The organism is Pseudomonas sp. T8 (assembly GCF_024610635.1).
In the GTDB taxonomy this organism is placed as follows: Bacteria; Pseudomonadota; Gammaproteobacteria; order Pseudomonadales; family Pseudomonadaceae; genus Aquipseudomonas; species Aquipseudomonas chlororaphis_I.
The window spans coordinates 7,025,691-7,038,240 of sequence record NZ_CP102374.1; the positions used below are offsets into that span (position 1 = coordinate 7,025,691).

The following is a 12,550-nucleotide window of genomic DNA, read 5'->3' on the forward strand; positions in this document are numbered from 1 at the left end:
GCGGACTCATAGCCACGCATGCGTCGATTGCAAGGACGCTATCGCGGGCAAGCCTCGCTCCTACAGAGGGGGTTATTTGCTGCCGGCGACCTGCTGGTACAGGCTGTCGGCATTGCTGTTGGTTACCGGCACCCACGGCAGGATGTACAGCTTGTCGGTGCCGTCTTCCCATTTCACGTCCTGGGCATAACGCTCCCAGATCACCGACTGCGGCTTGTAGTCCTTGCCGGCCAGGGTGCGCAGGGCCACGTCCAGGGCGCCCTGGGACTGGGCCTGGGCGTCTTGCAGGAAGGTGGTGACTTCGCCTTTTTTCGCCGCCTGGATCGCATCCGGCATGCCGTCGATGGAGGTCACCGGCACGTCGCTCGGCGACAGGCCGCGGGACTTCACGGCCTGCAGGGCGCCGAGGGCCATGTCGTCGTTTTGCGCGATGATCCCGGAGATGCCGCCGTTGGGGTGGGCATTGAGCCAGTCCTCGGTCAGCGACAGGGCCTCGGCGCGCGACCAGTTGGCGGTCTTCATTTCGATGACCTTGATCCCGGGGTTCTTCTTCAGCACCTCCATCTCGCCTTTCTCGCGGTCGATCTGTGCCGACTGGCCGATCGGGCCCTGGATGATCACCACGTTGCCCTTGCCCTGGAGCTTGTCGACCATGGCCTGGGCCTGCAGGCGGCCGCCCTCGACATCGTCGTTGCCGACATAGGGCACGCTGGCGCTGGCAACCTTGGTATTGGAAGCGATCACCGGAATGTCGTTTTCCTGGGCGCGGGCCACGGCGCCGACGCCGGCCTTGGTGTCGATCGGCACGAAGATGATCGCGTCGTAGCGCTGGGTGACCATGGTTTCGATCTGGTTGTTCTGGGTCAGCGCGTCGTAGTTGCCGTCGAACACGGTGATCTGCACCGTGCCGTCCTTGACCGCCGGATGCTGCTTCAACTCGCGTACCCAGTTCTGCATGAACTGGCCCTTGAGGCCGTAGACCGCGGCGCCGATCTTGTAGGGCTTGCCCTCGGCCAGGGCCATGCCGCTGGCGAGCAGGGAGGACGTGGCCAGGGCGAACAGGGAGGTGCCAAAGGTGGTGGAGGAAAGCTTCATGGGGAACTCCGTTATTGTTGTAGTCGTGCCATGGAAAGGACGGGGGGGAGTCAACGTTTCTTCTTGCGCCAGACATCGATGAGCACCGCGAACACGATGATCAAGCCCTTGGCGACTTGCTGGTAATAGGAAGACACCCCGAGCAGGTTCAGGCCGTTGTTGATCACACCGATCAACAACGCGCCGAACAGGGTGCCGACAATGCTGCCGGTGCCGCCGGAGAGGCTGGTACCGCCGATCACCACCGCGGCGATGGCGTCCAGTTCATAGGAAGTGCCGGCCTGGGGCAGGGCGGAGGTGGTGCGGGCCGAGAGCACCACGCCGGCCAGGCCCGCCAGCAGCCCCGAGACCACGTACACCGAGAACATCACCCTGCGTACGCCGATCCCTGAGGTGCGGGCGCTCTTTTCGTTGCCGCCCACCGCGTACACGTAGCGGCCGTAGGTGGTGTAGCGCAGGACCATCCAGAAGATCAGCGCGACCACGGCGAAGATCACGACCGGCACGCCCACCGGGCCGATCTTGCCGATGCCCAGGGCCAGGTAGTTGTCCGGCAGGTCGGTGACCGGGCTGCCGTCGTTGAGAATGAAGGTCATGCCGCGGGCGATGCTGAGCATGCCGAGGGTGGCGACAAAGGGCGGGATCGACAGGTTGGCGACCATGAAACCGTTGACCACCCCAAGCATCGCCCCGGCGAACATCCCGGCGCTGACCGCGGCCAGCAGCCCGTAGCCCTGGGTGGCCACCAGGGCGCTGCACAGGCCGGCGAAGGCCAGGATCGAACCCACCGAGAGGTCGATGCCCTTGGTCAGGATCACGTAGGTCATGCCCACCGCGAGAATGCCGTTGATCGAGGTCTGGCGCAGGATGTCCATCCAGTTGCGCCAGGTCATGAAGTACTCGCTGGCAAAGGCCATGACCACGCACAGCAGGATGAAAACCAGCGGCAGGCCGAAGCGGTCGAGGGCCAGGCGCAGGCGGCTGCGGGGTGCCGGGCCGACGGCGGTGGCGGCGGGTGTGGAGGGTGTGGCGGCAGGGGTGACAAGGGTCTTGGCGTTCATGAGGCGAGACTCAGCAGGGCTTCCTGGGAAAGAGCGGTATCGGTGCTGATGGTGACCAGGCGGCCGCCCTTGAACACCGCGATGCGATCGCTCAGGTGGAGCAGTTCCGGGGCTTCGGACGAGACCACTATGGCCGCGCCGCCAGCCCGCACGAACTCGTCCAGCAGGTGGTAGATCTCCTGCTTGGCGCCTTCGTCGATGCCTCGGGTCGGTTCGTCGCACAGCAGGCACACCGGCTGGGTCGACAGGCACTTGGCGAGCACCACCTTCTGCTGGTTGCCGCCGCTCATGGAGGCCACCGGCAGATCCAGGGAGGAGACCTTGATCTGCAGGCGCTTGACCATGTCCCGGGCCAGCGCCTGTTCCTTGCGGGCGTTGATCAGCGACCAGCTCGACAGCTGCCGGTAGGCCGACAGGGCAATGTTGGACAGGATGCTGCTACTGAGCACCAGGCCGCTGTCCTTGCGGTCTTCGGTGACCAGCGACAGGCCGGCGCGAATGGTCGCCGCCGGTACGCCGACCGGCAGCGGCCGGCCTTGCAGGCTGACCGTGCCGGCGTCGGGTTCGGTGAGGCCATAGAGGCAGTTGAGGAATTCGCTGCGGCCCGAGCCCATCAAGCCGTAGATGCCGAGGATCTCGCCCTGGCGCAGTTGCAGGCTGATGTCCTGGAACTCGCCGTCGCGGCTCAGTCCCTGGACTTCCAGGCAATTGTGCGCCGCGCATTCGCGCCCGACCTTGTGGTCGATGCGTTGCAGTTCCTGGCCGACGATGCCGCGCACCAGGTGGGCGCGATCGATGTCGGCCATGCGCCCGCTTTCGACGAAGGCGCCGTCGCGGAAGATGCTGTAGTCGTCGGCGATCTGCGCCAGCTCGCTCAAGCGGTGCGAGACATAGACGATCCCGGCGCCGCGGGCGGTGAGGCGGCGGATGGCCTTGAACAGGGTCTCGGCTTCGCGCTCGCCGATGGCCGAGGTCGGCTCGTCCATGATCATCACCTGGCAGTCATGGCTGAAGGCCTTGGCGATTTCCACCAGTTGCACCTGGGCCACGCTCAGACGATGCATGGGGCTGTCGGGATCGACCTCGAACTCCAGGCTTTCCAGCAGTTCGCGGGTGCGCCGGTTGAGGGCCTTGCGGTCGACGATGCAGCCGGCGCGGCGCGGTTCGCGGCCGAGCCAGATGTTCTCGGCGACGCTCATGTAGGGAATCGGTTCCAGCTCCTGGGTGATCATCGCCACCCCAGCGGCCAGTGCCTCGCCGGGGCGATTGAACTGCACCGGGCGACCGTTGAGCGCAATGCTGCCGGCGTCACGCTGGGTGATGCCCATCAGGATGCTGAGGAAGGTGGATTTGCCGGCGCCGTTGCCGCCGCACAGGGCGTGCACGCTGCCGGCGCGCAGGGCGAGGCGGCCATCGCGCAGGGCGGGGATCCCGGCATAGGCCTTGGCGACATGTTCAGCCTGGAGCAGTAATGGCGTGGCCATCGGCGTGTCCTCGTGCTGTGAATTCTTATTAGGTCGCAGAGTCATGTTTCGCTGTGATCATATGTGTATCAAATGAAATTCTGATCAGTCAATCTCTTTCAGGGTAAATCTGTATCGGCGGTCATTCATGCATTCGTAACCCTTTGTGTAGGGCTTTGACTCGGCTGCCAGGTAAATCCTGCTTGACAGTCAGGGGGTGAATGCCTGAGAAATGACTGAACAAAGTTTCATATAGTGATCATATGATCAGTCTTGCTCTCACCCAGACAGCGGAGCGAAATGCCATGAACACAGCCTTTTCAGTGGCCATCGGATGTGATGAAGCGGGTTTCGAGCTCAAGGAGTTGCTCAAGCGCCATATCGAGACCCTGGGCCATCCGGTGGAGGATTTCGGCACCCATTCCCTGGAGCCGGTGCTCTACCCGGACATTGCCCTGGCGGTGGCCACGGCCATCGGCGCCGGGCATCACCGCCTGGGGGTGCTGGTCTGCGGCACGGGCATCGGCATGGCCATCTCGGCCAACAAGGTGCCGGGCATCCGCGCGGCCCAGGCCCACGACACCTATTCGGCCGAGCGCGCACGCAAGAGCAACGATGCACAGATTCTCTCCATCGGCGCGCGGGTGGTGGGGGCCGAGCTGGCCAAGAGCATCGTCAAGTCGTTCCTCGAGTCGGAGTTCGAGTCCGCGCGCTCGGGGGCCAAGGTCGAGCGGATCAACGCCATCGAGCGCGACGGCCACCGGTAGGCGCCGGCTGCCGTGGAGCCCGCTGCCCATGGGGCAGAACCGGCTGTAGACGCGACCTGCATCGACTAGAGAGAATGCGCCTTTGATGCCCATACGGAAGCCAGTCCACATGAGTGACAGTACCCCGCGCGGAGCCAGCGACATCGATCTGATGACCGAGGTGGCGATGCTCTATTACCTTGAGAACGTCACTCAGGAGGCCATCGCCAAGCGCTTCGACCTGTCCCGGGCCAAGGTCAGCCGCCTGCTCAAGCGCGCGCGGGACGAAGGCATAGTCGAGGTCCGGGTGTTGCAGCATCCGGCGATGAACAACGAGCTGGAGCAGGCGCTGGTGGAGCGCTTCCAGCTGGACCGGGCGCTGATCGCGGTCGACCACAGCGACCCCGACACCCAGCGCTCGGCGGTGGCCAGCCTGGTGGCCAACTACCTGAACAAGACCCTGAGCGACGGCATGATCGTCGCCGTCGGCATGGGCCGCAATGTCGGCGCGGTGGCCGACAACGTGTTCCTGCCGGTGACCCGCAACTGCACCTTCGTCTGCGCCATCGGCGGCTCGTTGCGCGCTGGCGAGTACATGAACCCCGACCATATCTGCCGGCGCCTGGCCCTGCGTTTCGGTGCGGAAAGCGAAACCCTGTACGCCCCGGCGCTGGTGGCCAACCCGGAACTGCGCAGCGTGCTGATCAGCAACGACACCGTGCGTTCGACCCTGGACCGCGCCCGGCGCGCCGACATCGCGCTGATCGGCATCGGCGACATGAGCGAGAACAGCAACATGGTGCGCATGGGCTGGTTCTCACCCCAGGAAATCGCCCAGGCGCGGCTGTCCGGAACCGTGGGCGACATGATGGGCTACGACTTCATCGACATTCATGGCCAGCCGGCGGTCAACGCCATCCAGGGCCGGGTGATCGGCCTGACCGTGCAGGAGCTGGTGCGCATTCCCGATGTGGTGGCCATCGCCAGTGAGAACACCAAGGCCGCCGCGACCCTCGGCGCCTTGCGTTCCGGAGTGATCAACACACTGGCGACCACCGTGACCAATGCCCATACCATCCTCGCGTTGGACGATGCGACCCGTAAGGGCTGAGGTCGCCAGAGCGCTTCACGGGCCAGCCTGCTCCTGCAAAAAGTGGCCTTTGCAGGCGTGGGCCGGTTCGCGATAACGCTGGCCCAGGCAGTGCCCGATAAGATCTTGAAATGATTTCCCGATAGGAAATCTCCCTTGAGGTTGTAGGATTTAAGTCCGTTTTTCTTCACAGGACTTGCATGAACACCCTCTCGGAGCCTCCCAGTCGTCCCTGTTCCTGGACGCCTCATTCTTTCCCCGCTCGATCCGCCTTGCGGTGCCTTTCGCCAGTCATAGGGCGCGGCCGTTACCCCGAACCTATTGTTTTTCGCTGCTCGCCGCCGGTTGTCGCAACCGTTGGGCGCTGGCCTGCGTTCGCCGCTCCAAGGCCTTTTGGCCTTGCCTTGCCGTGCCCGGCTGTCTGATTTCACTGGAGAGATAGAGTCGTTTTTATGGAATGGATAATGGACCCCACGGCCTGGCTTGGCCTGTTGACCCTGATCGTGCTGGAGCTGGTGCTGGGTATCGACAACCTGGTGTTTATCGCGATCCTCGCGGACAAGTTGCCGCCCCACCAGCGTGACCGCGCGCGGATCATCGGCCTGTCCCTGGCGCTGATCATGCGCCTGGGCCTGCTGGCGAGCATTTCCTGGTTGGTGACCCTGACCGCGCCGCTGTTCGAGGTGTTCGGCAAGAGCTTCTCCGGCCGCGACCTGATCATGCTGTTCGGTGGTGTGTTCCTGTTGTTCAAGGCCACCATGGAATTGCATGAACGCCTGGAAGGCCATGTCAGCCAGCGCACCGGCAACGCCGCTTACGCATTGTTCTGGCCGATCGTGGCGCAGATCGTGGTGCTCGACGCGGTGTTCTCCCTGGACGCGGTGATCACCGCTGTGGGCATGGTCGACGAACTGGCGGTGATGATGATCGCAGTGGTCATTTCCATCGGCCTGATGATCGTCGCCAGCAAGCCGCTGACCCGCTTCGTCAACGCCCACCCGACGGTGATCATGCTGTGCCTGGGCTTCTTGATGATGATCGGTTTTGCCCTGACCGCCGAAGGCCTGGGCTTCCATATCCCCAAAGGCTACCTGTACGCGGCCATCGGTTTCTCGATCCTGATCGAGCTGTTCAACCAGATCGCCCGTGCCCGCCGCAAGAAATCCATGCAGGGCCTGCGGCCGATGCGTGAGCGCACGGCCCATGCGGTGATGCGCCTGCTGGGCGGTCGCCAGTTGGCGGTGGAGGAGGTGGGCGAGGAGATCGTCGATCTGCTGGACAATGGCCAAGCGCCGAGCGCCGAGCTGTTCGACCGCCGCGAGCGGGTGATGATCAGTGGCGTGCTGCAACTGGCCGAACGGCCGATCCGCAGCCTGATGACCGTGCGCGCCGACGTCGACTACATCGACCTGGCCGACGATGCCGAAGCCATCCGCAACAAGCTGATGCATTCGTCCTACTCGCGCCTGCCGCTGATTCGCGATGGCGCGGTGGAGGAGCCGCTGGGCTTCGTGCACAAGAAGGAACTGCTCAAGGAATACCTGGCCGGCAACGAGCCGAACCTGGAGCACCTGGCACGCACGGCGATCAACCTGCTGGACAGTTTTTCGATCCTCAACGCCCTGGAACAGATGCGCAAGGCCTCGACCCACATCGCGTTCGTGATCAACGAATTCGGCGATTTCGTCGGCGTGCTGAGCATGACCGACATCCTCGAATCCATCGCCGGCGAGCTGCCCGACGCCAGCGAAATCGAAGGCCCGGACATTGTCGAAGAGCAGGGCGGTTTCATGGTCAGCGGTGCCTTGAACCTGGCGCAGATTCGCCAGCGCACCGGCTTCAACGCCGAAGCCACCGAGGACTACCAGACCCTGGCCGGGCTGGTGATGAGCCTGCTGGACCGCTTGCCGGTGATTGGCGACCGGTTGCAATGGCAGGACTGGACGCTGCAGGTGGTGACGGTGGAAGAGCGGCGGGTGACCCGGGTGCTGATGCACAGGCCGGACGCCACCTGAGCCATGAGCTGACAGAAAGCCGGACGCGAGTCCGGCTTTTTTTTGGTTCTTCACGGAATACCGGGAAAGACGCTCTTGATCTTCATGAAAAAGAATTCGCTATCCCGGTAACCGTACGCCATTCGTTTGATGACCTTTATGCGATTGTTTATTCCTTCCAGCTGACCGGTGTGCATCGGCCAGCGAACGCGGCTGACGATGCCCCGCCAGTAACTCTTTAGCCGTTTGGCGAACTGGATCAGTGCCGGTATTTCGCTTTCATGAGCATGGCGCAACCATTGCTTCCAGGCCGATCTCCAGCTCCAAGCGGTATTCGGCGTCCAGAGCGTTTTGAGTTCAGCCTTCATCAAGTAGACCGTCATCAACGCCTGGTTGGCCGCCAGTAAATCCTGCAAGTGAACCTGTTGTTCCGGCGTTTTCAGATTCTGTGGATTGCGTAGCAGTAGCCATCGCGCTTGCTTGATGACCTTACGAGCAGGCTTGTCGTGGCGTAGCCGATTAGCCTCGTCAACGCGGACCCGATCAATCACCTCTCGGCCATATTTGGCCACCACATGGAAGAGGTCGTAGACCACGCGCGCTTTGGGGCAGTGCCGGCGAACCTCCAGGTCAAAGGCGGTGTTCATGTCCATCGCCACCGCTTCGATTCGAGCGCAACCCTCTGGCCCCAACTCTTCGAAGAACGGCCTGACCGCCGCACGGCTGCGGCCTTCGCCGATCCACAGCACTCGTCGTGTATCCGCATCCAGCACCACACTGGCGTAACGATGGCCCTTGAACAGAGCGAACTCGTCCATCACCAGACGCCGTGGTTGCGCCTTCGGCAGATCGCTCAATGCCGTTTGCAAGGCGCGACGCTCTAGCAGCCGAACGGTGTCCCAATGCAACCCAAACAGTTGAGCCACGTGTAACGTGGGAAGGCGCTCGCAGGCTTGAATCACCGCATCGGCCAAGCGGCGCGTCATACGGGCATAGCGATCCAGCCAACTGACAGTCTCCATGCGTTTGCCGCAGTCACGACAGCCAACACGTCTGAGCAAAACGCTGAGGCGCACTGCACGGCCGAGAATGGGCAAATCACGAACGACTCGCTCGCAATACTCGTGAGTGGTTGAGCAGGGCTTTTGGCATCCACCACAGGAAGGGAATCGGGTGGTGTGGGGCGTCAGATCGATCTGTAGGGCATCGCCATCAGGCTTGATCGTGACGACAGAAAAGCCCTCCCAAAAAGGAAGGAAAGTATTAATATCGTGCATAAGAACGCCGGTTTTTTAGATGTGTTTGCTCGCACGAACATCATCAATCAAATCGGCGTTCTTGTTTCTGTGTTTCCCGGAATTCCGTGAAGAACCTTTTTTTTGCCCGGAACATGACCGGCCGCCCGAGCCCAAGGCGGCGTTGCGGTTGATTAAGTTTTGCTTAAAAGCTTTCAACCCCGTGGCTGATTATCATTCCCGGACAGCTGCCGCAGACTGGTTTCGTATCTCCATGCACCCTTGTTCTTGCCGCGAGGGTCTTGAAACGAGCGGTCTATGTCAGTCAATCCCGCAATACCTCCGCAGCCAGTCCCTGTCGAATGCCCCGCCATGGCGGAGCTCTCCGCCACGGCTGCCGTCCATTCGGCCCTGGCCTGTTGCCAACTGCTGCTGCAACTGACCCAGGAGCGTGCGCCACAGGCCGCCGACCCGGGAAACGAGCGCGACCTGCGCCGGGCGCTCAAGGACTACGCCCGGGGCGCCGGCGTCGACCTGCGCCTGGAGCGTCTGGCGCTGGCCCGGCTGAGCCCGAAGATGCTGCCCCTGGTCTGGCGCGACCGCAGCGGCGCTTTCATCCTGCTGGCCCGGCTGTCCGACGCGCAGGCTCTGGTGCAGCGACCTGCAGCCCATACCCCGGATGTGCTCGATCGCACGCAGCTGGCCGAAGAGTGGAGCGGCGAGGTGATTCGCCTGCGCCAGGGCGGTCTGCGTTTTGATCTGTCCTGGTTCGTTCCGGAGCTGCTGCGCCACCGGCGGATACTCGGCGAAGTGCTGCTGTGCTCGTTGCTGCTGCAAGTGCTGGCCCTGGCAACGCCGTTGTTCTTCCAGGCGGTGATGGACAAGGTCATGGTGCACCGGGCGCTGTCGACCCTCGACGTGCTGGTGATGACCCTGGTGGTGGTCGGCCTGTTCGAGGTGCTGCTCAAGGGCTTGCGCGAATACCTCTCGGCGCACACCGCCAATCGCATCGATATCGGCCTTGGGGTCAAGCTGTTCCGCCACCTGCTTGGCCTGCCGCTGCTGTACTTCAAGCAGCGCCAGGTGGGCGCGATCATCACCCGGGTGCAGGAACTGGACAGTATCCGCGAGTTCCTCACCGGCTCCCTGCTGACCCTCTGTGTGGATGTGGCCTTCACCCTGGTGTTTTTCGCGGTCATGGCCTGGATCTCCTGGCCGCTGACGCTGCTGGTGCTGCTGACCCTGCCGCTGTATGTGCTGCTGGCCTGGGCCAGCAGCGGGCCGCTGGAGAAACGCATCGAGCGGCAGTTCTACAGCGCCGCGCGCAACACGGCCTTTCTCAATGAAAGCGTGAGCAGCAGCGAAACCATCAAGAGTCTGGCGGTGGAGCCGCGCATGCAGCGGCGCTGGGAGGCGCAGACGGCGGAGATGGTCGAGGCCGGTTTTGCCAGCCAGACCCTGGGCAGCGCGATCAGCCAGATGGTCACGCTGTTGCAAAAAGTCACGGCGGTGGCGGTGATCTGCTGGGGGGCGAGCAAGGTCATCGACCTGCAGATGAGCATTGGCCAATTGATCGCCTTCAACATGATGCTGTCCCACGTCAGCCAGCCCCTGGCCAAACTGATCGAGGTCTGGCAGCAGTTCGTCCGGGTGCGGGTGTCGGTGGACAAGCTGGGCGACATGCTCAACCTGCCGGTGGAGCAGGCCGAGGGTGACCAGCGCCCGGCGCAGGCCCTGCGCGGCGAGGTGCGCATCGAGCAAGTGACGTTCCGCTACCGCCCGGAACTGGAACTGGTGCTGCGTGGCCTGGACCTGCATATCGTCGCCGGCCAGACCCTGGGCATCGTCGGGCCGTCGGGGTCGGGCAAGAGCACGCTGACCCGCCTGCTGCAAAAACTCTACACCCCGGATGCCGGGCGCATCCTGATTGACGGCATGCCGCTGCAACAGCTGCAACCGGCCTGGTTACGCAGCCAGATCGGCGTGGTGCTGCAGGAAAACTACCTGTTCAACCGCAGCGTGCGGCACAACATCGCCTTGCGCCATCCGACGGCCTCCCTGGAAAGCGTGATCGCCGCGGCGCGCCTGGCCGGCGCCCATGATTTCATCCTGCGCCTGCCGCTGGGCTACGACACGGTGCTGGCCGAGGCCGGCAGCTCGCTGTCCGGTGGCCAGCGGCAACGCATCGCCATTGCCCGCGCGTTGATGGGTGACCCGCGGATCCTGATTTTCGACGAGGCCACCAGCGCCCTGGACGACGAATCCCAGGCGCTGATCCAGGACAACATGGCGCGCATCGCCGAAGGCCGCACGGTGATCATCATCGCCCACCGTCTGTCCGCGGTACGCCATTGCCAACGCATCATCGCCCTGGAGCAGGGGCGTATCAGCGAGTCGGGCAGCCACCATGAACTGCTGGCCAACGGCGGCTGTTATGCGCGCTTGTGGGCGCTGCAACAGGCGCTGCGCACGGAGGCCGAATGATGCGTGGCTTATTGACCCCCTTGCGACGCGCCTGGCAGCAGCTGCGCGAGGCACCGGCGCTGCTCAAACGCAGCCGAGACGAATACGAGTTCCAGCCCGGTTACCTGGAGATCGTCGAGCGCCCGCCCGCGCCGTGGGCCCGGGGTACGGCACTGCTGTTGATCCTGTCGATCCTGTTGGCCCTGGGCTGGGCGATCCTCGGTTTCCTCGACATTCACGCCAGCGCCGCCGGGCGCCTGATGGTCTCCAGCTACACCAAGGTGATCCAGGCCCATGAGGCCGGCGAAGTGCGGGCCATCCACGTGCGTGACGGGCAGCGGGTCAAGGCTGGCGACGTGCTGGTGGCGCTGAACCCGATCGGCATCGACGCCGAGTTGAGCGAGTTGCGCGCGCAACTGGAGTTCAAGCGCCTGGAGCTGGCCCGGGCGCGCGCGCTGCTGACCCCGGACCCGCTGGGCAGCTACCAGGCGCCGGACGGCCTGGACGCGGAACAGCTCGCGGCGGCGCGGGAGCAGTTGGCGAGCACCTGGAAGGAGATCCGCGCCAACCTCGACAGCCTCAATGCCGAGATCGCCATCAACCAGGCCAGCCAGCAGGCCCGCAACAGCGAGATCGCCGCCCTGGGCAAGCTGGCCAGCAACGTCCGCCGGCGCCTCGATGCTCGGCGGGCGATGGCGGCCGAACAGTTGATGCCCCGGGTCGAATTGCTCGAACAGGAAAAGGAGCAGTTGGAGGTCGAGCGTTCCCTGGCCCAGCAACATGCCGAGCTGCAGGTGCTCAAGGCCCAGGCGCAGAACCGCCGGGAGCAGCGCGACAGCTTCCTGGCCAGGACCCAGCGCGAGCAGCACGACCTGCTCAACCGCAGCCACCAGGATGTCGCCGTGCTCGAACAGCAACTGATCCGCGGCCGCGACCGGCAGCGCCTGCAAACCCTGCTGGCGCCGGTGGACGGGGTGGTCCAGCAACTGGCGGTGCATACCCTGGGCGGCGCGGTGCAACCGGCGCAGCAACTGCTGGTGATCGTGCCCGAGGGGGCCGAGCTGGATGCCGAGGTCATGGTGTTAAACAAGGACGTCGGTTTCGTCAGGGCCGGCCAGCCGGTGGAGATCAAGGTCGACGCCTTTCCCTACACCCGCTACGGCACCTTGCGCGGCACGGTCGAGCATGTCTCCGGCGACGCCATCAAGGATGAACAGCTGGGCCTGGTGTTCCCGACGCGGATCCGCCTGGAGCGCGCCGCGATCGCCGCGGGGCAGGGGTGGATGCCCTTGCAGGCCGGGATGAGCGTGACCGGCGAGATCCGCACGGGCGAACGGCGGGTGATCAATTACCTGCTGAGCCCGATTCGCGAGTATCAGTCCGAAGCGTTGCGGGAGCGTTGA

The 12,550-nt window shown here is 64.0% G+C and carries 9 protein-coding genes; 5 read left to right on the plus strand and 4 right to left on the minus strand.

All coding sequences use genetic code 11. From position 1 onward, the window contains the following. Positions 1-72 precede the first annotated feature (72 nt). Genes NRG23_RS32100 through NRG23_RS32110 form a run of 3 tightly spaced genes read right to left on the minus strand, consistent with a single transcriptional unit; the run spans position 73 to position 3,640 of the window. Positions 73-1,095, minus strand: coding sequence for a substrate-binding domain-containing protein (locus NRG23_RS32100; RefSeq protein ID WP_053269375.1), 1,023 nt, complete (start codon positions 1,093-1,095; stop codon positions 73-75). Between the two features lie 50 nt (positions 1,096-1,145). Beyond that, positions 1,146-2,156 carry an ABC transporter permease gene (locus NRG23_RS32105; protein WP_257373382.1) on the minus strand — a complete coding sequence of 337 codons (1,011 nt, stop codon included), beginning with the start codon at positions 2,154-2,156 and terminating at the stop codon, positions 1,146-1,148. After that, positions 2,153-3,640, minus strand: coding sequence for a sugar ABC transporter ATP-binding protein (locus NRG23_RS32110; RefSeq protein WP_053269373.1), 1,488 nt, complete (start codon positions 3,638-3,640; stop codon positions 2,153-2,155). Before NRG23_RS32110 ends, NRG23_RS32105 begins: the two co-directional genes overlap by 4 nt. A 284-nt stretch (positions 3,641-3,924) precedes the next feature. Between NRG23_RS32110 and rpiB the strand changes: the two genes are divergently transcribed. The 3 genes from rpiB (at position 3,925) to NRG23_RS32125 (ending at position 7,470) form a co-directional block, all read left to right on the plus strand. Next, complete coding sequence (rpiB, locus tag NRG23_RS32115) at positions 3,925-4,386, plus strand: ribose 5-phosphate isomerase B (RefSeq protein ID WP_016705333.1); 462 nt, start codon at positions 3,925-3,927, stop codon at positions 4,384-4,386. Positions 4,387-4,495: 109 nt separating this feature from the next. After that, positions 4,496-5,476 (plus strand): sugar-binding transcriptional regulator, encoded by a 981-nt coding sequence (locus NRG23_RS32120; protein ID WP_016705332.1) that lies wholly within the window; start codon positions 4,496-4,498, stop codon positions 5,474-5,476. Between the two features lie 431 nt (positions 5,477-5,907). Beyond that, the gene (locus NRG23_RS32125) at positions 5,908-7,470 is read left to right on the plus strand and encodes a TerC family protein (RefSeq protein WP_041986088.1); all 1,563 of its coding nucleotides are present in this window, start codon (positions 5,908-5,910) and stop codon (positions 7,468-7,470) included. A 50-nt stretch (positions 7,471-7,520) separates the two neighbouring features. On the opposite strand, the gene NRG23_RS32130 is transcribed toward NRG23_RS32125, so the two are convergent. After that, positions 7,521-8,726: an ISL3 family transposase gene (locus NRG23_RS32130; RefSeq protein ID WP_009047489.1), complete on the minus strand. Its 1,206-nt coding sequence runs from the start codon at positions 8,724-8,726 to the stop codon at positions 7,521-7,523. Between the two features lie 330 nt (positions 8,727-9,056). Between NRG23_RS32130 and NRG23_RS32135 the strand changes: the two genes are divergently transcribed. Continuing rightward, positions 9,057-11,168 carry a type I secretion system permease/ATPase gene (locus NRG23_RS32135; RefSeq protein ID WP_041986085.1) on the plus strand — a complete coding sequence of 704 codons (2,112 nt, stop codon included), beginning with the start codon at positions 9,057-9,059 and terminating at the stop codon, positions 11,166-11,168. Next, a complete protein-coding gene (locus NRG23_RS32140) occupies positions 11,165-12,550 on the plus strand; it encodes an HlyD family type I secretion periplasmic adaptor subunit (protein WP_306674798.1) in 1,386 nt (461 codons plus the stop codon). Before NRG23_RS32135 ends, NRG23_RS32140 begins: the two co-directional genes overlap by 4 nt.